Annotated in this window: 21 protein-coding genes; 9 read left to right on the top strand and 12 right to left on the bottom strand. The window is 64.3% G+C overall.

Annotated features, from left to right (window positions below; genetic code table 11):
• Positions 1–223 precede the first annotated feature (223 nt).
• The 7 genes from NKI72_RS22700 to phnG form a co-directional block, all read right to left on the bottom strand.
• Positions 224–841, bottom strand: a complete 618-nt coding sequence (locus NKI72_RS22700; protein WP_352823326.1) for a DapH/DapD/GlmU-related protein — start codon at positions 839–841, stop codon at positions 224–226.
• Positions 838–1,545, bottom strand: coding sequence for a phosphonate C-P lyase system protein PhnL (gene phnL, locus NKI72_RS22695; protein WP_352539450.1), 708 nt, complete (start codon positions 1,543–1,545; stop codon positions 838–840). The genes NKI72_RS22700 and phnL overlap by 4 nt, the downstream gene beginning before the upstream one ends.
• Before the next feature lie 211 nt (positions 1,546–1,756).
• Complete coding sequence (gene phnK / locus NKI72_RS22690) at positions 1,757–2,533, bottom strand: phosphonate C-P lyase system protein PhnK (protein WP_352818408.1); 777 nt, start codon at positions 2,531–2,533, stop codon at positions 1,757–1,759.
• The gene (locus tag NKI72_RS22685; protein ID WP_352834312.1) at positions 2,530–3,441 is read right to left on the bottom strand and encodes an alpha-D-ribose 1-methylphosphonate 5-phosphate C-P-lyase PhnJ; all 912 of its coding nucleotides are present in this window, start codon (positions 3,439–3,441) and stop codon (positions 2,530–2,532) included. The genes phnK and NKI72_RS22685 overlap by 4 nt, the downstream gene beginning before the upstream one ends.
• Complete coding sequence (locus NKI72_RS22680) at positions 3,438–4,550, bottom strand: carbon-phosphorus lyase complex subunit (RefSeq protein WP_352818401.1); 1,113 nt, start codon at positions 4,548–4,550, stop codon at positions 3,438–3,440. Before NKI72_RS22680 ends, NKI72_RS22685 begins: the two co-directional genes overlap by 4 nt.
• 1 nt (position 4,551) lies before the next feature.
• On the bottom strand, positions 4,552–5,163 hold the full coding sequence (phnH, locus tag NKI72_RS22675; protein ID WP_352502612.1) for a phosphonate C-P lyase system protein PhnH: 612 nt from the start codon (positions 5,161–5,163) through the stop codon (positions 4,552–4,554).
• The gene (phnG, locus tag NKI72_RS22670; protein WP_352539446.1) at positions 5,163–5,624 is read right to left on the bottom strand and encodes a phosphonate C-P lyase system protein PhnG; all 462 of its coding nucleotides are present in this window, start codon (positions 5,622–5,624) and stop codon (positions 5,163–5,165) included. Before phnG ends, phnH begins: the two co-directional genes overlap by 1 nt.
• Positions 5,625–5,758: 134 nt before the next feature.
• Between phnG and phnF the strand changes: the two genes are divergently transcribed.
• Positions 5,759–6,502 carry a phosphonate metabolism transcriptional regulator PhnF gene (gene phnF / locus NKI72_RS22665; RefSeq protein ID WP_352834316.1) on the top strand — a complete coding sequence of 248 codons (744 nt, stop codon included), beginning with the start codon at positions 5,759–5,761 and terminating at the stop codon, positions 6,500–6,502.
• Between the two features lie 18 nt (positions 6,503–6,520).
• On the opposite strand, the gene NKI72_RS22660 is transcribed toward phnF, so the two are convergent.
• From NKI72_RS22660 to NKI72_RS22640, 5 genes are all read right to left on the bottom strand, one after another.
• Positions 6,521–7,537, bottom strand: coding sequence for a zinc-binding alcohol dehydrogenase family protein (locus tag NKI72_RS22660; protein ID WP_352834317.1), 1,017 nt, complete (start codon positions 7,535–7,537; stop codon positions 6,521–6,523).
• Positions 7,538–7,607: 70 nt separating this feature from the next.
• Positions 7,608–8,573: an ABC transporter permease gene (locus NKI72_RS22655; RefSeq protein ID WP_352448376.1), complete on the bottom strand. Its 966-nt coding sequence runs from the start codon at positions 8,571–8,573 to the stop codon at positions 7,608–7,610.
• On the bottom strand, positions 8,570–10,123 hold the full coding sequence (locus NKI72_RS22650) for a sugar ABC transporter ATP-binding protein (RefSeq protein WP_352834319.1): 1,554 nt from the start codon (positions 10,121–10,123) through the stop codon (positions 8,570–8,572). The genes NKI72_RS22655 and NKI72_RS22650 overlap by 4 nt, the downstream gene beginning before the upstream one ends.
• 104 nt (positions 10,124–10,227) lie before the next feature.
• Positions 10,228–11,223, bottom strand: coding sequence for an ABC transporter substrate-binding protein (locus tag NKI72_RS22645; protein ID WP_352491760.1), 996 nt, complete (start codon positions 11,221–11,223; stop codon positions 10,228–10,230).
• 331 nt (positions 11,224–11,554) lie between these two features.
• Positions 11,555–13,060, bottom strand: coding sequence for a UxaA family hydrolase (locus NKI72_RS22640; protein WP_352743024.1), 1,506 nt, complete (start codon positions 13,058–13,060; stop codon positions 11,555–11,557).
• 256 nt (positions 13,061–13,316) lie between these two features.
• Here NKI72_RS22640 and NKI72_RS22635 point away from each other — a divergent pair, with 256 nt between their 5' ends.
• The 8 genes from NKI72_RS22635 to NKI72_RS22600 all read left to right on the top strand — a co-directional run bounded on the left by NKI72_RS22635 (position 13,317) and on the right by NKI72_RS22600 (position 21,492).
• Positions 13,317–14,219 (top strand): GntR family transcriptional regulator, encoded by a 903-nt coding sequence (locus NKI72_RS22635; RefSeq protein WP_352448373.1) that lies wholly within the window; start codon positions 13,317–13,319, stop codon positions 14,217–14,219.
• Positions 14,220–14,338: 119 nt separating this feature from the next.
• Positions 14,339–14,695 carry a DUF2946 family protein gene (locus tag NKI72_RS22630; RefSeq protein ID WP_352766986.1) on the top strand — a complete coding sequence of 119 codons (357 nt, stop codon included), beginning with the start codon at positions 14,339–14,341 and terminating at the stop codon, positions 14,693–14,695.
• Positions 14,696–14,796: 101 nt separating this feature from the next.
• Positions 14,797–15,333, top strand: a complete 537-nt coding sequence (locus NKI72_RS22625) for a copper chaperone PCu(A)C (protein WP_352834322.1) — start codon at positions 14,797–14,799, stop codon at positions 15,331–15,333.
• Positions 15,334–15,358: 25 nt separating this feature from the next.
• A complete protein-coding gene (locus NKI72_RS22620) occupies positions 15,359–15,877 on the top strand; it encodes a YcnI family copper-binding membrane protein (RefSeq protein WP_352834325.1) in 519 nt (172 codons plus the stop codon).
• 56 nt (positions 15,878–15,933) lie between these two features.
• Entirely contained in the window at positions 15,934–17,562 is a 1,629-nt protein-coding gene (locus tag NKI72_RS22615; protein ID WP_352850953.1) for a copper resistance CopC/CopD family protein, read from the top strand.
• Positions 17,563–17,855: 293 nt separating this feature from the next.
• Positions 17,856–19,280, top strand: a complete 1,425-nt coding sequence (gnd, locus tag NKI72_RS22610) for an NADP-dependent phosphogluconate dehydrogenase (protein WP_352834331.1) — start codon at positions 17,856–17,858, stop codon at positions 19,278–19,280.
• Positions 19,281–19,451: 171 nt separating this feature from the next.
• Positions 19,452–21,011 (top strand): Wadjet anti-phage system protein JetA family protein, encoded by a 1,560-nt coding sequence (locus NKI72_RS22605; protein WP_352850951.1) that lies wholly within the window; start codon positions 19,452–19,454, stop codon positions 21,009–21,011.
• Positions 21,001–21,492 carry a DUF4194 domain-containing protein gene (locus NKI72_RS22600; RefSeq protein WP_352850949.1) on the top strand — a complete coding sequence of 164 codons (492 nt, stop codon included), beginning with the start codon at positions 21,001–21,003 and terminating at the stop codon, positions 21,490–21,492. Before NKI72_RS22605 ends, NKI72_RS22600 begins: the two co-directional genes overlap by 11 nt.
• Positions 21,493–21,499 lie beyond the last annotated feature (7 nt).

Raw genomic sequence — 21,499 nt, 5'->3', positions numbered from 1 at the left:
AGTCCAATCGCAATTGAAGGTCTGTTAACCCTGGCTAGCGCAGCCGCATGAACCTGCGGTGTCGGAACGATGTCAGTTTTGTTACTGCCCACAGCCTGGAGCGGGGCGGGATCAACTCGGCGCGAGAAGCTCGAATGGTGAATGGTGATAAGAACGGCTTCCCTGAGTCTCGAAACCTGTCCGCTGCCCCCATTCACATTCACCGTTCACCATTCACGATCCCTTAGCCGCCATATTTCTCCAGAAACGCCTCCGCCGACAGCTCCCGAAAATCGTCGAGCGCGGCGCGCAGCCTTGCATGATCCCAGTCCCACCAGGCGAGCGCCTGGTAGCGTTCCGCGGTGCGGCGGTCGAAGCGTTCGCGGATCGGCTTGGCCGGTACGCCGGCGACGATGGTGTAGGGCGCGACGTCCTTCGACACCACCGCACCGGCACCGACCGCCGCGCCATCGCCGACGATGACGCCGGGCAGGATGGTCGAGCCGTGGCCGAGCCAGGTGTCGTGGCCGATGGTGACGCGTTTGGCGCGGCGCTTGGCGAAGAATTCGCTCTCGTGCTCGGCGTCGTCCCAATAATCCGAGGCGCGATAGGTGAAATGGTGCAGCGTCGGCCGCCAGGTCGGATGGTTGGTAGCGTTGATGCGCACGCTTGCGGCGATGTTGGCGAATTTGCCGATCGTTGCGCACCAGACGCCGCAGTCCTGCATCATGTAGGAATAGTCGCCGAGCGTGCTTTCGGAAACCCGGCAGCGCTCGGTGATCTCGGTCCAGCGGCCAAGCGTCGAGTTCTCGACTTGCGCCGTCTCGTGGATCACCGGCGCCTCCGACAGTTTCCTTGTCATGCGGCAATTTTTCCGGCGGCGAAGGCGGTCACGTCGATGATACGGTCGGCCACCGCCTCACGCACGTCGTGGTCGTGGAAGATGCCGAGCAAAGCGACGCCCGCCGCCTTCTTGGCGGCGATCAGGGAAATCACCACGTCGCGGTTCCTGGCGTCGAGCGAAGCGGTCGGCTCGTCGAGCAGCAGGATCGGGTGCTCGGTGATGAAGCCGCGCGCGATGTTGACGCGCTGCTGTTCACCGCCGGAGAACGTCGCCGGCGGCAGCGCCCAGAGCTTTTCCGGCAGGTTGAGCTGCGCCAGCAAGGCACGTGCCTTGCCGTGCGCGACCTCGCGCTCCTCGCCGCGCTCGACCAGCGGTTCGGCCACGACATCGAGCGCAGAGACACGCGGCACGGTGCGCAGGAACTGGCTGACATAGCCGATGGTAAGCCGGCGCACGGCAAGCACGGTGCGCGGGCTGGCCGAGGCGAGATCGATGAGCCCGCCCTCGTGCTGGACGATGATCTGGCCTTCATCGGCGGCATAATTTCCGTAGAGCATTTTCAGGATCGAGCTCTTGCCGGCGCCGGACGGGCCGCCGAGCACGGCGCATTCGCCGGCCCTGATCGCGAACGAGACACCGGCGACCACCGGCAGTTTGATGCCGTCGCGCAGATGCATGGTGAAGCTCTTCGCGACATCGGAGACAACGAGCGGGGTTGCCATCAGAGCGTTCTCCAATCGTCATTCGTCTGCGGGCCAACACCCCCCTCTGGCCTGCCGGCCATCTCCCCCTCAGGGGGGGAGATTGGCTGTCGCATTCGGTTTCGCCATTCTCCTGTGTCGCAGAACGGGCGGGACATAAAAGCTGCTGATCTCCCCCCTTGAGGGGGAGATGGCCGGCAGGCCAGAGGGGGGTACGCCGGAGCAATCATCGTCACACCTGCAGAATCGAGGAGACAAGCAACTGGGTATAAGGCGCGCGCGGATCGTCGAGGACGCGGTCGGTGAGGCCGCTTTCGACGACGCGGCCGTCCTTCATCACCATCATGCGCTGCGACAGCAGACGTGCCACTGCAAGGTCGTGGGTGACGACGATGGCCGCCAGGCCGAGATCGGTGACCAGGCCGCGCAACAGATCGAGCAGGCGCGCCTGCACCGAGACGTCGAGGCCGCCGGTTGGCTCGTCCATGAACACCAGCCGCGGCCCGGTGACGAGGTTGCGGGCGATCTGCAGGCGCTGGCGCATGCCTCCGGAAAAGGCGCGCGGCTCGTCGTCGATGCGGTCTTCGTCGATCTCGACACGCGACAACCAGTCGACCGCGGTGGCGCGGATTTTTCCATAGTGGCGGTCGCCGACCGCCATCAGCCGCTCGCCGACATTGGCGCCGGCCGACACCGTCATGCGCAGCCCGTCGGCCGGGTTCTGATGGACAAAACCCCAATCGGTGCGCATCAGGAAGCGGCGCTCGGCCTCGCTCATGCGGTAAAGTTCGCGAAACTGGCCGCCGCGCATCCGGTAGCTGGCGGTGCCGGAGCTGGGCAGCAGTCGAGTTGACAGGCAGTTGAGCAAAGTCGTCTTGCCGGAACCGGATTCGCCGACCACCGCCAGCACTTCGCCCGACCAGAGGTCGAATGTGACGTTCTCGCAGCCGACGCGCGAGCCGTAGAATTTGGACAGCGCCGAAACGCGCAGCAGCGGTTCGTCTGTCATTGCGCCGGCTCCGTTTTTCCTGGGGCAAGATGGGTCTCGGGCGCGAGATGGCCGCAGTGGCCTTCCGCGCGCCGCCTCTCGCAATGATCGGTATCGGAGCAGACGAACATGTGGCCGCCATGGTCGTCGAGGATGACCTCGTCGAGATAGACGTTCTCGGCCGCGCACAGCGCGCAGGGCTGGTCGAAGGTCTGCACCTCGAACGGATGGTCCTCGAAATCGAGGCTGACCACATCGGTGAAGGGCGGCAGCGCGTAGATGCGCTTTTCGCGGCCGGCGCCGAACAATTGCAAAGCCGGCGAACGGTGCATCTTCGGATTGTCGAATTTCGGCGTCGGCGAGGGATCCATCACATAGCGGCCCTCAACCTTGACCGGGTAGGCGTAGGTGGTGGCGATGCGGCCATGCCTGGCGATGTCTTCGTAGAGTTTTACATGCATCAGACCGTATTCCTCCAGCGCATGCATCTTGCGCGTCTCCGTCTCGCGTGGTTCGAGGAAGCGCAGCGGTTCGGGGATGGGCACCTGATAGACCAGCACCTGGCCGGCACTCAGCGGATATTCGGGAATGCGGTGGCGCGTCTGGATGATGGTCGCCTTGGCCGTCTCGGTGGTGACGGCGACATTGGCGACCTTCTTGAAGAAGGCGCGGATCGAAACCGCATTGGTGGTGTCGTCGGCGCCCTGGTCGATGACCTTGAGCACATCGTCCGGGCCAATGATCGAAGCGGTGACCTGCACGCCGCCGGTGCCCCAGCCATAGGGCATCGGCATTTCGCGCGAGGCAAACGGCACCTGGTAGCCGGGGATGGCAATGCCCTTGAGGATGGCGCGGCGGATCATCCGCTTGGTCTGCTCGTCAAGATAGGCGAAGTTGTAGGTGGCGATGTCCGCTGGTTGTGCACTCATTCCGCTGCCTCCCTCTTTTCTTCGGCCTTGCCGGCATTTTCGCGGGCATCATGCTCGGCGCGCATGCGGCGCACGAGGTCGAGCTCGGCCTGGAAGTCGACATAATGCGGCAGCTTCAGATGCTCGACGAAGCCGGTCGCCTGGACATTGTCGGAATGCGAGATGACGAACTCCTCGTCCTGCGCTGCGGCGATGACATCCTCACCCAACTCCGAGGCGCGCAGCGCGCGGTCGCATAGCGCCATGGCCATGGCCTTGCGCTCGCTCTGGCCGAAGACGAGGCCATAGCCGCGGGTGAATTGCGGCGGCGCCTTGGCCGAGCCCTTGAACTGGTTGACCATCTGGCATTCGGTGACGCGGATGCTGCCGAGCGGCACGGCAAAGGGCAGTTCCGGCACGTCCAGTTCCAGTTCGACCTCGCCGATGCGAACCTCGCCGACGAAGGGATGGTTGCGCGCGTAGCCGCGCTGGGTGGAATAGCCGAGCGCCAGCAGAAACCCCTCGTCGCCGCGCGACAGCGCCTGCAGGCGGATGTCGCGCGCCATCGGGAATTCGAGCGGCTCGCGGGTGATGTCGCCGAGGGTATGATCCCCAGGCATGTCGCCGTCGGGCTCGATCAGGCCTTCGCGGGCGAGGATGGCCGAGACGCGCGGCATGGCTTCCGCCTCGCCTGCGCGCTGCTCCGGTTCGGCGACATCGCCGCCGGCGGCGAGCTCGGGATCGAGCAGGCGGTGGGTGTAGTCGAAAGTCGGGCCGAGCAGCTGGCCGCCGGGCAGGTCCTTGTAGGTCGCCGACACCCGTCGCTCGACCAGCATCGTGCCGGTGTCGATCGCCCTTGTGTAGCCGAAACGCGGCAGCGTCGTGCGATAGGCGCGAACCAGGAAGATCGCCTCGATCATGTCGCCGCGCGCCTGGACGATGGCGAGTGCCGCCAATTCCCGGTCGTAGAGCGAACCTTCGCTCATCACCCGGTCGACGCCGAGCGCCAGCTGCTCGACGATCTGGTCGAGGCGAAGTGCGGGCACCGAGCGGTCGCCGCGCCGGCGGTCGGCGAGCAGTTTGTGGGCGTTGCGAATGGCCGCTTCGCCACCCTTTACCGCGACATACATCCTATGCCTCCATCGTCTTGATGCGCGTCGTGCGCGGCAGGCAGGCAATTGCTTCGGACGTGGCGAGGATGATGTCGACGCCACGCGGAAAACGCTGGTTGTTCTGCTTCCATTGCTCGACGAAATGGCGCGGCATTTGCGCCGGCGCGATCGTCGCCGTCTTCTCGATGCCCGGGCCTTCGAGCAGCAGCGGAGCGCCGGAGACAAGATCGCTGACCTCGAGGATCAGCGTCGTGGAGCGATCGGGATAATCCTGGGTGCCTTGCGAAAACCCGTCGAGCGCCATCATCTCGGCCGGCGTGGCGATCAGCGCGAAATGCGCGTCGGCCGGGGTGTTGGCCAGCGGCGCGCCGGTATGAAAGCCAAGCCAGGATTTCACCGTCGCTGAAGCCTGCAAGGCGTGGTCGAGCCAGAGCGGCGTGTCGTTATCGCACAGCGCCAGCGCAACGGCCCCGGCGGTGGCCGACAGCGGCACCGGGGGGTGGGCGAGGGCCGGCAGCGGCTGCACACTGCCTGGCCGCGCCATCGCGTCCATCACGGCACGGAATACGGTCTGGGCATTGAATACCGGATCGGCGAAGCCGCCTTCAATGGATTGAGTGGCGATATCCATCAGTCTTCTCCGCGCACCATGGTGAAGAAATCGACCTTGGTCGCCGCCGTCTCGGCGCGGCGCTGTTCACGCGCCTTGGCCAGTGCCGCCTGCAATGGCGCAACGATCCTGATCTCGACCTCATTGCGGTGGGCCGGGTCCTGCCACAGCGCATCGGCGATCGCCGCCAGCCTTGCCTTCTGCTTGTCGCGACCAAGTGCGTAGCAGTGGCCGACATGGCCGGACGCAAGCCGCACCGTGGCACGGGTGACCGTCGCCTCGCCGACATTGAAAGGGGCACCACCGCCGCCGATGCGGCCGCGTACCGTAACCAGGCCGGTTTCGGGGCCACGCAGAAGTTCCGCTTCGCAAGGCAGGCCGGTTTCGTCCCACAGGCGGACGATGTCTTCGCCGGCCGATTGCGCCAGCGTCGCCATCACGGCCTTGCGCTCGGCCTGCTCTCGCGCTTCCCGTCCTCGCATGGCCGTACTCCTCGTTTGCGTGAATTTGTCTATTGATATAGACAACTATACAAATTATACTCGTTATCTAGCGCGTGTCCATGACGGGCACGTGACACCGGCCAAAAGATCGGCGCAAAGAATTGGGGCGGGAGATGATCGGACAAGCCAACCGCATCGAGCGGCGCAGCGGTGTCGCGCTGTGGCGGCAGATCGCCGACCAGATACTGCATTCGATCGCCGTCGGCGATTTTCCCGAGAATGCCGCGCTGCCGCCGGAGATCGCGTTGGCCGGACGCTATGGCGTCAACCGCCATACGGTGCGTAGCGCTATCGCAGCGCTGGTGCAGGAGGGCGTGCTCAGGGCGGAGCAGGGGCGCGGCACCTTCGTGCTGTCGCGCAAGCGGCTGTCTTATCCGATCGGCGCTCGCACCCGCTTTTCCGAGGGATTGCAAGGACAGGCGTCCGAGCGGCATATCACCTTACTCGCGTCATCGGTCGAGCCGGCCAACCGTCGTGTCGCAGAGGGCTTAGGCCTTGCGACGGGCGCCGATGTGATACGCCTGGAAACGCGCGGCGAAGCCGATGGAATGCCGGTGTCCCGCGCTGCCGGCTGGTTCGATGCCAAGCGCTTTGCCGGCATCGATGCCGCCATGGCGGAAACCGGTTCGATCACCGCATCGCTGGCACGTTTCGGCATCGACGACTATCTCAGGCAATCGACCGTGCTGTCGGCGCGCCATGCCGATGCCGCCGACCTTGCTGACCTCGAGCTGCAGCCCGGCGCCATCGTGCTAGTGACGGTCGCCGTCAACGTCACGCCCGACGGTCAGCCGATACAGTTTTCGGAGTCGCGCTTCCCGGCCGAGCGGATCGAGCTCAAATTGTCGGCGCTCTGAGATGCGGCAGCCCTGGCATCATCCGACTTGAATGACGGCCTTGATCAGGCCGGACTTCTCATGCGCCCAGCGGGCGAGGTCGTGCGGCGTCTCGCCAAGCGTGGTGCGGTGGGTGACCAGCTTTGCCAGCGGCAGCGCGCCGTTGCGGATCGAGGCGGCGACATGGTCGAAATCGGCACGCAGGGCGTTGCGGCTGCCGATCAGCATCATCTCGCGCTTGTGGAATTCGGGATCGGAAAAGGCGATGTCGTCCTTGACGACGCTGACCAGGACCAGCGCCCCGCCGTGCGCGACATGGGCGAAGGCCGACTGCACCGACCGGGTGTTGCCGGTGGCATCGAAAACCACGTCGAAGCCGTCGCCGCCGGTTGCTTCCCGCACCAGGTCGGCAGCAGCGCCCCGCGAGCCGTCGAGGGTCGCGAAGCCGAGTTCGCTTTCGGCGAAACCCAGCCTCTCCGCACTCATGTCGAGCAGCATCACGTCTAGCCCGGCGATGCGGGCGAACAGCGCCGTGCCGAGCCCGATCGGGCCTGCACCGATGACCAGTGTGCGCGCACCTGGATCAGCGAGCGAGCGCCGCACGGCATGGGCGCCGATCGCCAGGAATTCGACGGCGGCAGCATCGGCCAGCGACAGGCCGTGTGCCGGATAAAGATTTTGCGCCGGCACCAGGATCTGCTCGCACATGGCGCCGTCGCGGTGGACGCCGAGCACCTCGATCATGACACAGCAATTCGGCTTGCCTTGCCGGCAGGCGATGCATTTGCCGCAGGCGAGATAGGGATTGACGTTCACCGCTTCGCCGACGGCGAGATCGACGTCCTCGCCAACCTCGATCACGGTGCCAGAAACCTCGTGGCCCATGATGCGGGGATAGGCGAGGAACGGGTGCTTGCCTTCGAAGATGTGATAGTCGGTGCCGCAGATGCCGACATGGCTGACGGCGACCAGCGCCCAGCCGGCGGGGGGCGCGCCAGGCGCCGGACGATCTTCGAGGACAAGTTCGCCGGGCGAGCGGCAGACGACGGCTTTCATGCTTCAATCCAGTCGGTTCATGGCACCGCCGGCCCTGCTGTCGCGAGGCCGGCGGTTGTTGGGAGGCAGTCTATTTGCCGCGGCGGCGCAGCCCGTCGAAATAGACGATGACGATGATCAGCACGCCGGTGATGATGCGCTGCCAGAAGGCGTTGACGTTGAGCAGATTGGCGCCGTTGTTGATGGTGGCAAGGATGAAGGCGCCGAGCAGCGGTCCGTGCACGGAGCCGACAGCGCCGAACAGCGAGGTGCCGCCGATCACCGAGGAGGCGATCGCCTGCAATTCCCAGCCCTCGGCCTGCGTCGGATTGCCGATGCCGATGCGCGAGGCAAGCAGCACGCCGACGAAGGCCGCACACAGCCCCGACAGCGTGTAGGCCATGTAGATGGTGCGCTGGACGTTGACGCCTGACAGGCGCGACGCCTCGGCGTTGGAGCCGACCGAGAACAGATAGCGGCCCCAGCGGCTGTGGTGCAGGAAGATGTAGGCTGGGATGCCGACCAGGATCACCATCCAGAACAGATTGGGGACGCCGGCGAAGGAACTGCGCGAGAACGTCTGGAAGGCGTCGTTGTTGATCGAGATCGAGTTGCCATTGGTCATCAACAGACCGATGCCGCGCAGCGAGGTCAGCGTTGCCAGGGTGATGATGAAGGGCGGCAGGCCCATCTTGACGATGCCGAACCCATGGAACATGCCGATGGCGACGCCGACCAGTAAGGTGATCAGGATGGCGAGGAAAACCGGTGTGCCGGCGTTGATCAGCATCGCGACGATGACGGTGGCGAAGCCGACCACGGCGCCGACGGAAAGGTCGATGCCGCCGGTGATGATGACGAAGGTCTGGCCGACCGCCAGGATGGCGATCATCGACCCTTGCCGCAACAGGTTGGAGATGTTGTTGGCGGAGGCGAAGCTCGGCGTCGCCACCGACAGGATGATCCATAAAAGAACCAGCAGCGCCAGCAGTGTCAGCCCGAACAGGGCGTTGTAGTTGCGTTTCGGCCTTTCGGCAGCGATCGCCTCGGTGCTCATATCTTCCCTCCCGGTCTTTCTTGTTTCTCGGCCAGCGCCTGGGTGAGGATCTCCTCGTGATCAGCGGTACGAAAGCCGTGCGTGGCCACCAGCTTGCCGCGCCGGAACACGTGCAGCGTGTCCGCGAGTTCATAGACCTCGGGCAGGTAGGACGAGATCAGGATGATGCCGGCTCCCTTGGACAACAGCGCGCCGAACAGGCGGTAGATCTCGGCCTTGGTGCTGACGTCGACGCCGACAGTCGGCTCGTCGAAGATGAATAGCTTGGCGCCATGGGCGAGCCATTTGCCGATGACGATCTTCTGCTGGTTACCGCCGGACAGGCTGGAGGCCAGCGCGCCGCGCGTCGGCGTCTTGATGCGCAGGTCGGCGATCTGGCGATCGGCTTGCGCCTTTTCCTGCGCGCGGGAGATCAGCAGATTGCTCGAGATGCGCTTGTAGATCGGCAGATTGAGGTTGAGTCCGACCGGCAGGTTGAGGCAGAGGCCCTGGTCGCGGCGGCTTTCCGGGGCCAGCGCCATGCCGAGCCTGATCGCGTCATGTTCGGAATTGACCTTGACCTCCTTGCCCTCCCAGAGGATCTGGCCGGCCGATTTGCGGTGCCGGCCATAGAGCGTGGTGACGAACTCGCTGCGCCCGGCGCCGATCAGGCCGTAGAGGCCGACGATCTCGCCGGCGCGGACGGACATCGAGACATTTTCGAAACCCTTGCCGGACAGGTTCCTGGTTTCGACGATGGTCGCGCCGGGGGTGAAATGCTCCTTGTGGTAGACCTGCTCGATCGAGCGGTTGATCATCATCTTGACCAACTCGGCGTCATTGGTCTCGGCAATGTCCCTGGTGCCGACCAGCGTGCCGTCGCGCAGCACCGAGACGCGGTCGGCGAGCTCGAACACTTCTTCCATGCGATGGCTGATGTAGATGATGGTGACGCCTTCGCCCTTCAGCCGGCGGATCAGCGTGAACAGCTGGTCGGCCTCCTTGCGGGTAAGATAGGCGGTCGGCTCGTCGAAGATCAGGAATGTGGTGCCGCGCACTGTGGCGCGGGCGGCGGCGATCAGCTGCTGCTGGCCGATGGTCAGGTCACCCAGCATGACATGGGCCGGCAGGTCGAAGCCGAGATCGTCGATGATCTTCTGCGCCTGCCTGACCATCGCCCGCTGCTGCAGGATGCCGAAGCGGGAATCCTCCTCGCCGAGGAACATGTTGGCGGCGACGGTGAGATGGCGGCACAGGACGACTTCCTGATGCACGGCATTGATGCCGAGCGCCATCGCCTCATGCGGCGTTGCCAATGCGGCAGGCTTGCCCTCCCAGATGACGTCGCCGGAGGTGCGCGGCATGACGCCGGTCAGAAGCTTGATCAGGGTGGATTTGCCGGCGCCGTTCTCGCCGACGATGGCGTGGATCTCGCCGGCCTTGAAGGCGAGATCGACCGGCTTCAGCGCATGGGTGCCGGGATAGCGCTTTTCCAGCCCGCGGAGTTCGAGGATGGTCCTGCCCGGTTCCAGCGTTGGGGCCGGATGGAGTTCCTGCGCCGTCGACATCATGACAATCCTCCCAGATTGGCCCCCAAAGATTGGCCTCGCGATTGGCACGAGTGGGATGTTTCCGGGGCGAAAAGGCCCCGGAAACAGTTCACTTGCGGCTATGCTCAGTCGAGCTTCGGGTTGAGCAGCGCGTCGATCTTCGGATCCTTCATGTTGGCCTTGGTGACCAAATTGGCGCCCGTGTCGACATTGGCCTCGACCTTCTCGCCCTTCGAGGCGGCAAGCGCCGTCTTGATGCCGTCATAGCCCATCCGGTACGGATCCTGGACGACGAGCGCCGAAATGACGCCGTCATTGAGGAACTTGATCAGCTTCTCGTCGCTGTCGAAGCCGACCAGCCCGACCTTGCCTGAGAGGCTGTTCTCGGCGATCGCCTGACCGACGCCCTGCGCCATGATCAGGTTGGAGGCGAAGATGCCCTTGAGATTGGGGTTGGCGGTGATCAGGTCGGTGGCAATGTTGAGGCCGGTGGTGGCCTGGCCGTCGGCGTATTTGTCGGCGACCAGCTTGAGGCCGGGATATTTGGCGGCGAGCTGTTCCTTGAAACCCTGGGCGCGCTGTTCGAGCGAGCCGGCGCCCGGAAGCGCGGTGATCAGGGCGACGTCGCCCTCGACCTTGCCGCCATTGGCTTCGCCGATGGCTGCGGCAAGGCCGTCAGCGGCAACGCGGCCGCCCTGGATGTTGTCGGTGGTCAGGAACGACGTGAAGGCCTTGGAGTCGGCACCGGAGTCGATACCGATGATCTTGACCTTGGTGGCGGCCTCGTCGATCGGCTTGCCGAGCGCCTTGGCTTCGGTCGGCGCGATGACGACGGCGGCCGGGTTGCCGGCGACGGCATTTTCGAGGATCGAGATCTGGCCGTTGACGTCGGTCTCTGCCTGGGCGCCGAGTTCCGGCACGTTGACGCCGAGGTCCTTGCCAGCCTTGCGGGCACCGGCCAGAACGATCTGCCAGTAGAAGGACGTGGTGTCCTTGACGATGATCGGAATGGTCACGTCGGCCGCGGATGCCGGGGCCGAATGCATCACGCCGGCAAGCATCGAGGCGGCTGCGAGTGCCACGAAGGCGCGGCGATTGAGAATGCTGGTCACGAATTTCATTAGGAGTCCTCCCTAAGTCGCCCGGTGAATGTTACGGAAGCTCCATTCGGATGGCGCGGCCCAAACGGAACTTTATCAATAAAAAACATTTACCGCATTTTGATAGTGTATCATCTCGGTCGGCGCAAGCGCTGTTTGATGGCCGCTTCGAATGGCTGGACGGAAGAGTTTTTTCTGTCGGAACTCCGCTGCCAATCTCCTCCAATATGCTGCATGGAATATTAATTCCATCATCCAGTCAATATGGAATGTTCATTCTTTTTCGGGAGCGTTGGAACTGTGACACCTGGCGATCACGTCAGGTGTTCGCGACTGTTGCGCATGGTCCGGCTTAGAGCGTCGCTCCGAGGTGCCACGGCACGAACTCGTTGTCGCCGTAGCCGAACTCTTCGCTCTTGGTCTTGCGGCCCGAAGCCGTCTCGACGATCAGTTCGAAGATCTCGCGGCCCATGCCGGCGATGGTCTTTTCGCCCGAGGCGATGACGCCGCAATTCACGTCCATGTCCTCTTCCATCGTGTGATACATGGTCGAGTTGCTGGCGACCTTGATCGACGGCGTCGGCCGGCAGCCGAAGCAGGAGCCGCGGCCTGTGGTGAAGACGATGACGTTGGCGCCGCCCGCCACCTGGCCGGTGGCCGAGACCGGGTCGTAGCCGGGCGTGTCCATGAACACCAGCCCGTGCCCGGTGACCTTTTCGGCATAGCCGAAGACGCCGTTGAGCGGCGTCTGGCCGCCCTTGGCGACCGCGCCGAGCGACTTTTCCAGGATGGTGGTCAGGCCGCCGCGCTTGTTACCCGGTGAGGGATTGTTGTCGATCGATGCGCCATGCTTGGCGACGTGGTCTTCCCACCATTTCACATAACCGTCAAGCTTGGCGGCGATCTCGGGGGTTGCGGCGCGATAGGCGAGCAGGTGCTCGGCGCCATAGATCTCCGTCGTCTCGGAAAGGATGCCGATGCCGCCGACGCCGGCCAGGATGTCGACCGCGGCACCCAGCGCCGGATTGGCGGTGATGCCGGACATGCCGTCGGAGCCGCCGCATTGCAGGCCGACGACGATCTCGCTGACCGGGATCGGCTCACGCTGAAGCTTGCCGACCTCCTCGGCGATCTCGGCCAGCACGATCAACGCCTTCTCGACCGATTTGCGCGAGCCGCCGGCTTCCTGGATGTTGAAATGACGTTTTCCCGCGGCAACGCCCTTCTGGCCGTAGAGGGTGAGCTGGTTGACCTCGCAGCCGAGCCCGACCATCAGCACGCCGCCGAAATTCGGGTGACGGGCGTAGCCGGCCAGCGTGCGGTGTAGCACCATCATGCCGTCGCCGGTGGCGCTCATGCCGCAGCCCTGGCCGTGGACGATCGGGACGAAGCCGTCGATGCCGGGATATTGCGGCAGAAGGGTGCGGTTCGCGGCGTCGGCGATGGCATGGCAGACGGTGGCCGAGCAATTGACGCTGGCGAGAATGCCGACGAAGTTGCGCGTGCCGGCGCGGCCGTCGGCGCGGCGGTAGCCCATGAAGGTGCGGGCGCGGTCGGCCTCGGTCGCATGCACTGCCTCGCTCGGCGGCACCACCGGCAAACGCCCGCTTTCGAAGACCAGATTGTGCGAATGGACATGCTCGCCGGGCGCGATGTTTTGCGTGGCGCGGCCGATCGCCTGGGCGTATTTGACCACGGCCTCGCCGGCCGCAATCGGCTTGATCGCCACTTTGTGGCCCGGCTCGATCACTGCGGCGGCGACGGCGCCGCCCGGCAGCACGGTGCCGATCTCGATGCGGCCATTGGCGACCGCGACATTGTCGGCGGGAGACAGAAGAATGCTGTTTGCGGCGTTCACGGGAGCTTCCTGGGTGTGTTCCTGGGTGCGCGAGCGGATTGACACGCGGCTCTTAACATATAATGTCTTTTATCGTGAAAAAACATTTTTGCGTCAATTGTTTTTTCGCCAGAGCGCGACGCGTCTTTTGGATGCGAGAAGTAGGCTCTACAACCAAAACTAGCGTTGCGCATGATGTTTTCCGAAAAGGTACCGGTTTCATGCGCGAGAAACGCTTCACACTGGCCGCAAACGCCGATGCGCCACGGGGCAGGGGATGTCGAAGAGCAACAACGTTTACAAGGACGCCTATAATCGCGGTCTGAGGCTGCTCGACGAAACCAGGAGCCTGCCTTCGGAGCCGGAGCTGGGTACGCTGCTCGGCGTCAGCCGCACGACGGTCCGCACTATCCTTGCGCGCATGGAAGAAACCGGGCTGATCGATTGGAACAAGCGCAGCAAGACGGTCCTGCGCGAACCGCGACCGGACGATTTCTTCCCCGAGGAAGAAACCGACACGCTGGCCGAGATCATCGAGCGCTCCTTCATGCGGCGGCTGCTTGCCAGCGGTGCCGAAGCCGGCATGCAGATCAACGAGCTCGAACTGGCGCGTGAGATCGGCGTCGGCACCACCAGCGTGCGCGAATTCCTGATCCGCTTCTCGCGCTTTGGGCTGATCGAGAAGCGCCGCAACAGTCACTGGGTGCTGAAAGGCTTTACCCGCGCCTTCGCGCTGGAGTTGACCGAAATCCGCGAGATGTTCGAACTGCGCTCGGCCGCAGCCTTTGCCGCTCTGCCCGAGGACAGCCCGGTGTGGGCCGACCTCGACCGCCTGGAAGACGAGCATCACCGGCTGGAGCGCGAGATCGCCGTGCGCTTCAACGAATTCTCCGAGCTTGACGAGCGCTTTCACCGGCTGATCCATCGGGCGTCGCACAACCGCTTCATCGTCGATTTCTACGACGTCATCGCCATGATCTTCCACTACCACTACCAGTGGAACAAGGCGCAGGAGCGCGAGCGCAACGAAGTCGCGGTCCAGGAGCATCTCGCCTATATCGCCGCGCTCAAATCGCGCGATCTCGCCAAGGTCGACGCCGCCTGCCGCAAGCACCTGAAATCGGCCCGCCACACGCTGCTGACGTCGATTCCCGAGGGCAGGCAGCCGCAACGCGCGTGATTGTGTTGCGTTGCCGCAGCAACGTTTTGGCGATTTTCCGGCCGCCGGCTCCGTGCTAGAGAGCTGACGTTGCTGCGTGAAGAGGCTGGTTCTTGACCATACGCCGGAGACGATGGAGCATGCCGGTCGCGTTCGCCGCGGCCTGGCTTTTCATGCTCCAGTCGATGTTCGGCGCGTTTGCGTCCGGCGTCGCGCCGAACGCCTCGCAATTCGATGCTTTCGGCAACACGATCTGCACCCATGACGGTGCGGCGCAACTCCCCGCCGGCGATCCGCATCAGCAGCACATGCCGGCTTGCTGCATGCTTGGCTGCAACCTCGTTTCGGCGGTCTACGCGCCACCCGATGCCGCCGGGAGCCTGGCTCGCAGCCTTTCCGTCGAAACCATCGCCTTTATCCTGCCGGCCTTCCGGCATCGCGATTTCGCCCGCGCCCGCACTCCATCCAATCCGCGTGCACCACCGGCGACGGCCTGATCCGTTCTGGTTCGCGCCGCGCAACGCTTTGCCGGCGCGTTTATTGACATCGTTCGCGACCGGCCATCGGCGCGATCCCCCTTAAAGTCCACGGAGCAATCATGTCTCACTCTTTTCGCGCTGCCGCATCCAGCCGCAGGCGCTTCGCACTGGGTCGTTTCGAGCAGCGTCTCGGCATCGCCCTTTGCGTTCTTGCCGTCCTGTTCGCCAGCGCCCAGACGGTGTTGGCACACGAGTTCAAGCTTGGCGATCTCGAGATCGGGCACCCCTGGTCGCGCGCCACGCCAGCCGGCGCCAAGGTGGCCGGCGGCTACTTCACCATCACCAACACCGGCAGTGCGGCGGATCGCCTGCTGTCGATCACCTCCGACATTTCGGCCAAGGCCGAACTGCACGAGATGGGCGTCAGCAATGGCGTCATGACCATGCGGCCGGTCACCGGCGGCCTCGAAATCCCGGCTGGCGGCAAGGTCGCGCTGGCGCCTAACGGCTATCATTTGATGTTCATGGATTTGAAGCGGCAGCCCAAGGAGGGCGAAACGTTCTCCGCCACGCTGACCTTCGAAAAAGCCGGGCCCCTGCAGATTGAATTCGCCGTGCAAGGCATCGGCAGCGCGGCGCCCCAGGACGACGACTGACTTGGCCGCTTCGAGAGGTAGCATCATGAAGAAATCTCTTTTGCCCGGCTGCGTGCTTCTTGTCCTCGGGACCAGCGCGGCCTTTGCCCACATCACGCTCGAAACGCCGGAGGCGGCGGTGGGCTCGACCTACAAGGCGGTTCTTCGGGTGCCGCATGGTTGCGAGGGCAAGGCGACGACCGCCGTGCGCGTGCAGATCCCGGAAGGGGTGCTTTCGGTCAAACCGATGCCGAAGCCGGGTTGGACACTGCAGGTCAAGAACGGCAAATACGAAAAGTCCTACCAGCTCTACGGCCAGGCAGTGACCAGCGGCGTCAAGGAGGTCGACTGGAGCGCCGGCAGCCTGCCGGACGAATTCTACGACGAATTCGTCTTTCGCGCGACACTGGCGTCCGACCTGCCGGCAGGCCAGATGCTGCATTTCCCGGTGGTGCAGGAATGTGACGGCATTGCAGATCGCTGGATCGAGGTTCCGGCGGCCGGGCAGGCTGAGGACGCGCTGGAATTTCCGGCGCCCGGCCTCAAGCTGCTGCCGAAGAAGTGATCCTTACGCGGCGCGCTCTATCCGAAAGAGCGCGCCGCTGTCTTTGTGGCGGTGACATGAGCGCGGCATCCATCGTGCGAACGGCCTGCACAACCGGCCGGCTTGCCATCGGCCTGCTGGCCGCGATTGTGCTGCTTGCCACCATTGCCGCGCCAAACGCAGCCTTCGCCCATGCGGCGCTGATCAAGGCCGAGCCGGCTGACGGTGCGGTGCTGGCGCAGAGCCCGTCGCAAATGTCGCTGACCTTCAGCGAGCCGGTTTCGCCGCTGGTGCTGACGCTGGTGCGGCCCGACGGCACGGCGGTCCCGCTGAGCTCTTTCCGGCTCAGCGGCCAGACCGTCGAGATCGACAATCCGCAGGCGCTGAAATCCGGCTCGCATGTGCTGAGCTGGCGGGTAATCTCCGCCGACGGGCATCCGGTCGGCGGCTCGGTGCTGTTCTCGGTCGGTGCACCGAGTGCTGCGCCGGCCGCCTCCGAAGCTGTCGACCGGGCGCTTCGAACGGCGATCTGGATCGGCAAGGTTTTTCTATACATCGGCCTGTTTTTCGGTGTCGGCGGTGCCTTTGCGCTAGGCTGGCTGGCGCAAGGCGGTCGATCCGGCCGGAACATGATCGTCGCTGCGATCCTGTGCGGGTTGGCGGCGGCACCGCTGTCGCTCGGTTTCCAGGGGCTGGATGCGCTCGGTGCGCCGCTTGCCCGGCTGGCGCAGCCGGTCATCTGGCAGACCGGGCTTGGCACCAGCTTCGGCTGGACGGTGCTGATCGCGCTGATGGCGCTCGGCCTGAGCCTATTATCGCTGGTCGTGCCGCCCGCCGACGCAAAGCCGCTGGCCTTGGCCGGACTGGTTGGCGTTGGCGCAGCACTTGCCGCCAGCGGGCATGCCAGTGCCGCCGAGCCGCAATGGCTGACCCGGCCGATGGTGTTTCTGCACGCCACTGGTATCGCGATTTGGTCCGGGGCGCTGGCGCCGCTCGGTCTTGCCTTGAAACGGCAGCCGGACAAAGCCGGGCCGTTGCTGCGCCGGTTTTCACGAGCGATCCTGTTCGTCGTGGCGGTGCTTGCGGCAGCCGGCATCGTGCTCGCCGTCATCCAGGTGCAAACGCCGTCGGCGCTGGTCCATACCGCTTACGGCAGGCTGCTGCTGCTCAAGCTGGTGCTGCTCGTCTTTCTGTTCACGCTCGCCGCCGTCAATCGCTTCAAGCTTACGGCCCCGGCTGAGGCGGGCGAAACGGAAGTCCAGCGGCGGCTGGCCCGCTCGATCGCCATCGAGGTGCTGGTTGTGCTGGCGATCTTCGGCGTTGCCGCCGGCTGGCGCTTCACGCCGCCGCCGCGGGCGCTGGCGATCGCCGCGGCACAGCCGGCATCGGTGCATATCCACACGCTGCAAGCGATGGCCGACCTCAGCATTGCGCCCGGGCACACCGGACCTGTTGCCGCTTCGATCTTCATCATGACCGGCGATTTCGGCCCGCTCGACGCCAAGCAGGTAACGCTGGTGCTGTCAAAGCCCGATTCCGGCATCGAACCCATCAAGCGCCCGGCGACGAATCCCGGCGACGGCACCTGGCGCGTTGACGATCTCGACATTCCGGTCGCCGGCCGGTGGACGGCGCGGCTCGATATCCTGGTCTCGGATTTCGAGATGGTGAAGATAGAGGCGCCGATCGACATCAGGCCGGAGTGACGTGCTGATATTCAGGTGGTGCCGGCCTGCAAATGGCGGTATCCTGCGCTTCCGGTGATCACGTACTTAAGTACGCTCCGCTCCGGTTCTCGGAAACCACCTGTTTGGTCGCTTACGCGCCCGTCTTCGACCCCGGCTCGGCCTGACCTGCATCTCAACACGCCCCGGCTGCAAGACAATTCGGCGAGGCGGTTGACGCGGCCGCGAACCCCCGTCAATCATCGCCATCAAGAATGGGCGTCCAACCCAATCGCGGGCTCAAACCAACAAGATCCGAAAGCAGGGAAGAAACGATGGAAAAAGCCGAAATAGGCCTGATCGGCCTTGGCACGATGGGCTCCAATCTGGCGCTCAACATCGCCGAGAAGGGGCACCGCATCGCCGTCTTCAATCGCACCGCGGCGCGCACCGATGCCTTTGTCGAAAATGCCGGCGCGCTTCGGGATAGGGTGGTGCCCTGCTACAGCCTCGAAGAACTGGCCGCCGCGATCCGGCCGCCGCGGCCGATCATCATCATGGTGCTGGCCGGCAAGCCGGTCGACGAGCAGATCGCGGCATTGCGCGGCGTGCTGTCGGCCAACGACATCGTCATCGACGCCGGCAATGCCAATTTCCGCGATACGATGCGGCGCTTCTCCGAGCTTACCGATTCGGGCCTGACCTTCATCGGCATGGGCGTGTCCGGCGGCGAGGAGGGCGCACGCCACGGTCCCTCGATCATGGTCGGCGGCACCGAAGAGTCCTGGAAGCGCGTCGAAAAGGTGCTGACCGCGATCTCGGCCAAGTTCAAGGGCGAGCCTTGCGCGGCGTGGCTTGGCACCGACGGCGCCGGCCATTTCGTCAAGACCATCCACAACGGCATCGAATATGCCGACATGCAGATGATCGCCGAGATCTACGGCATCTTGCGCGACGGGCTCGGCATGGGGCCGAAAGAGATCGCTGAGGTGTTTTCCCAGTGGAACACGGGCAGGCTCAATTCGTACCTGATCGAGATCACCGCCAAGGTGCTGGCCGCCGACGATCCCAAGACCGGCAAACCGGTGGTCGACATCATCCTCGACCGCGCCGGCCAGAAAGGCACCGGCAAATGGTCGGTGATCGAGGCGCAGCAGCTCGGCATCCCGGCCACCGCGATCGAGGCGGCTGTGGCGGCACGCGTACTGTCGTCGATCAAGGACGAGCGGCTTGCCGCCGAAAAGGTCTATGGCGGCGGTGTTAGCAAGATTTCCCGAGACAGGGACGCCGTGCTCGCCGATCTCGAGCTGGCTCTGTTTGCCGGCAAGATCGCCGCCTACGCGCAAGGCTTCGCGGTGATGAGCGGCGCGTCGAAGGAATTCAACTGGAACCTGCCGATGCCGGTCATCGCCAAGATCTGGCGGGCCGGCTGCATCATCCGCTCGCAATTGCTGGATACGATGGCGGAGGCCTTCGGCGGCGGCGGCGCAGCCACCAACCTGTTGATGGCGCCGGCTTTCGTCTCATTGATGCAGGAGGCGCATCCGTCGCTTCGCCGTGTCGTCGCAAGGGCGGCCGAAGCCGGCTCGCCGGTGCCGGCCCTGTCATCTGCACTTGCCTATTTCGACAGTTACCGGCAGGGCCGCGGCACTTCGAACCTGATCCAGGCGCAGCGCGATTTCTTCGGCGCGCACGGCTTCGAGCGCATCGATGGGCAGGGTGCTTTCCATGGCCCGTGGGGGAGCGGAGCGGCGGGTTAGCGCCCTCATTCTGGACGCCAACGCTGATGTCCAATATCACAAAACAGCCGTTTGTTCATCATTGCCCGAAGCCTGTTTGAACCATTTTTTGTGTCTTACCGGCAGGCATCATCCTTAAGCACTTGACCTTCAGACGGGCTCCCGTCAACTTCGTCTTTAGGGGTGGGAGTCTTGGCAAAGTCCGCAGTATCTTCAGTATCGGATGCATCGCGTCCGCAACTCTTCGGCCAACTCGGCCCGGACGTCTTTACGGTGTTCTCTGGCGGGAACCGGCTGCTCTATGAGCGGGCAATCCTTGCCGTCTACGACGGCCTCTACCGGTTGGACCTGCTGTTCCCGACCGAGGCGGAGGTGGTCGGCGTGATCTACGACTGTGTCTCGCGGGAGCCCGGCCTTTGGGCTGAGGACGAAGCTGCCGTCGACCTAGACCGTCTCATCACGCGAACCGGCCGACGGGTTAGACGTCGCCGCGTCGCAGGCGTTGATGATGAGGCCACCGGGAGCGCGATTAGCCGCTCTCGCCATATCTATAACCGGATGTTGCAGACGGGCTGGCTGGACGAGGCGAGCTATGGGCTTAAGACGACCGTAGAGATGCCGTCCGGCGCGATGCGTCTCGCCGAATTCCTGTGCTCCCTGAAGGAGGGCGGCGCCGAGCAACTCGGCGGCCTAGTGGTGGAGGTGAGGAACGCGATCCGCGCGGTACGCGAGAAGCCAGCCGAGAACGCTCTGGGCCTCAACAAGGCCGCCCAAGACTCGGCACGTTTCGGACGGTACCTAAGAAGCGTGCTCGCGGCCCTGCGGGAAGTTGACCGGCAGGTGCTCTCCTCGGACACGCTTGCCGAGCGGCTGCGGCACTACTTCGAGGACTTCGTCGAGCGGGTGCTACTGCGCGACTACACGTCCATCTCGACCACGGCGCATCCCTATCGGCATCGGCGGACCATTATCGCCTCCCTCGATGAGTTGGAGGATTCCGAGATTGATCTGGCAGCAATCGCAGACGCGTACCTTGAGGCCAGGCTGGTTCCTGATGGGCAAGCGGCGCGCGACCTCGTGCAGGAGGACGTGTTCCGGATCCGCCGCGTGTTCGAGCGCATCGAGGAATCCTTCGAGGCGATCCAGCAACACCGGTCCAGGCTCGAGACGCGGCTGCGCAACGTGGTCAGATATGCCGGGCGCCGAACCAACTTCGTTCAGCGCAGCGAGCATGCGATCCAGGGCCTCGATGACGCTCTTTCGCGGGGCGTTGACGATCTTACGGTCCGAGGATTGATTGAGCCTCGGTTGACTGTGGTCGCTCCCGAGCTCCTCGCGAAGCCACGCGGGGCGCGGCCAGAGATCGCCGACGCAGACCTAGCTCTTCCGGCGCCCGATCCGATACGCGAATTCAGACGTCAACTCGAGCGGGCATACTTGGATCGCCTGACCATCACGCCGGCAAAGGTTAGCCGTTTCCTCGAAAGGCGGGTCCCGCCCTTTGGCGAAACTACGGCCGCCTCCATGTGGATCGAAACCGTAGACGACTTCCTCGCCTTCGAAGCCGTCCGAATGATGGTTGCAGGTGGCCTCGGTGCTGACGCCGGCTCGCGACTCGCGAAAGTGCTTGAGGGCAGGTTCGAGCTCGCGGCGTTCGACGAGGCGGTGTCAAACGAGTGGCTAGACTGCGGCGGCTTTCACGTGAAGCGCCTCGATGACAGCATCACTTTCGAGGTCGAGTATGCTGCTTGAGTTCAACGCCCTCGAAAATTCGAATCCCCGTGGCTTCCTACGGGTCACGCAGTTCATTGCGCATCTAATGCGGAACCAGTTCGTCCACGTTGAGGACCGTGGGGCCGCAACGTTGCTCGAAACGCTTTACCGTCCTGAGCTCGCGAAGCTCGTCGAGGCTTATTTTGAAGTAGCCGGCTATCGTCTCGTCCACCGGGAGACTGAAGGCTGGGCGGGGATCCTACCCGATCCGGAGCGCACGTCGCTGCCGAGGATGCGCATTGATGAGACGATTGCCCTACTCCTCATGCGACGGCTCTGGGAAGAGGCACTCCAACTCGGCGAAATCTACACCAACGGCACCGTCCGCACGACGCTTAACGAGGCTTATGTGGCCTATCAGGGCATAGTCGCCGGAAGTCGGCGCGCGGCCCTTGCGCCAAACGAGTTCCGGGATGTGCTTCGGATGGCTCGAACGGAAGGCGATTGTTTGCCTCGGTGAGTTCGAC

Origin of the sequence: Mesorhizobium sp. M0437 (genome assembly GCF_040321335.1) — a bacterium.
GTDB lineage: Bacteria > Pseudomonadota > Alphaproteobacteria > Rhizobiales > Rhizobiaceae > Mesorhizobium.
This window is presented reverse-complemented; position numbering and strand designations above follow the sequence as displayed.

Bases quoted from the DNA above. Each gene is read 5' to 3' on its own strand.
- NKI72_RS22700 (WP_352823326.1), bottom strand. From the start codon at position 841: ATGACAAGGAAACTGTCGGAGGCGCCGGTGATCCACGAGACGGCGCAA.
- phnL (WP_352539450.1), bottom strand. From the start codon at position 1,545: ATGGCAACCCCGCTCGTTGTCTCCGATGTCGCGAAGAGCTTCACCATG.
- phnK (WP_352818408.1), bottom strand. From the start codon at position 2,533: ATGACAGACGAACCGCTGCTGCGCGTTTCGGCGCTGTCCAAATTCTAC.
- NKI72_RS22685 (WP_352834312.1), bottom strand. From the start codon at position 3,441: ATGAGTGCACAACCAGCGGACATCGCCACCTACAACTTCGCCTATCTT.
- NKI72_RS22680 (WP_352818401.1), bottom strand. From the start codon at position 4,550: ATGTATGTCGCGGTAAAGGGTGGCGAAGCGGCCATTCGCAACGCCCAC.
- phnH (WP_352502612.1), bottom strand. From the start codon at position 5,163: ATGGATATCGCCACTCAATCCATTGAAGGCGGCTTCGCCGATCCGGTA.
- phnG (WP_352539446.1), bottom strand. From the start codon at position 5,624: ATGCGAGGACGGGAAGCGCGAGAGCAGGCCGAGCGCAAGGCCGTGATG.
- phnF (WP_352834316.1), top strand. From the start codon at position 5,759: ATGATCGGACAAGCCAACCGCATCGAGCGGCGCAGCGGTGTCGCGCTG.
- NKI72_RS22660 (WP_352834317.1), bottom strand. From the start codon at position 7,537: ATGAAAGCCGTCGTCTGCCGCTCGCCCGGCGAACTTGTCCTCGAAGAT.
- NKI72_RS22655 (WP_352448376.1), bottom strand. From the start codon at position 8,573: ATGAGCACCGAGGCGATCGCTGCCGAAAGGCCGAAACGCAACTACAAC.
- NKI72_RS22650 (WP_352834319.1), bottom strand. From the start codon at position 10,123: ATGATGTCGACGGCGCAGGAACTCCATCCGGCCCCAACGCTGGAACCG.
- NKI72_RS22645 (WP_352491760.1), bottom strand. From the start codon at position 11,223: ATGAAATTCGTGACCAGCATTCTCAATCGCCGCGCCTTCGTGGCACTC.
- NKI72_RS22635 (WP_352448373.1), top strand. From the start codon at position 13,317: ATGTCGAAGAGCAACAACGTTTACAAGGACGCCTATAATCGCGGTCTG.
- NKI72_RS22630 (WP_352766986.1), top strand. From the start codon at position 14,339: ATGCCGGTCGCGTTCGCCGCGGCCTGGCTTTTCATGCTCCAGTCGATG.
- NKI72_RS22625 (WP_352834322.1), top strand. From the start codon at position 14,797: ATGTCTCACTCTTTTCGCGCTGCCGCATCCAGCCGCAGGCGCTTCGCA.
- NKI72_RS22620 (WP_352834325.1), top strand. From the start codon at position 15,359: ATGAAGAAATCTCTTTTGCCCGGCTGCGTGCTTCTTGTCCTCGGGACC.
- NKI72_RS22615 (WP_352850953.1), top strand. From the start codon at position 15,934: ATGAGCGCGGCATCCATCGTGCGAACGGCCTGCACAACCGGCCGGCTT.
- gnd (WP_352834331.1), top strand. From the start codon at position 17,856: ATGGAAAAAGCCGAAATAGGCCTGATCGGCCTTGGCACGATGGGCTCC.
- NKI72_RS22600 (WP_352850949.1), top strand. From the start codon at position 21,001: ATGCTGCTTGAGTTCAACGCCCTCGAAAATTCGAATCCCCGTGGCTTC.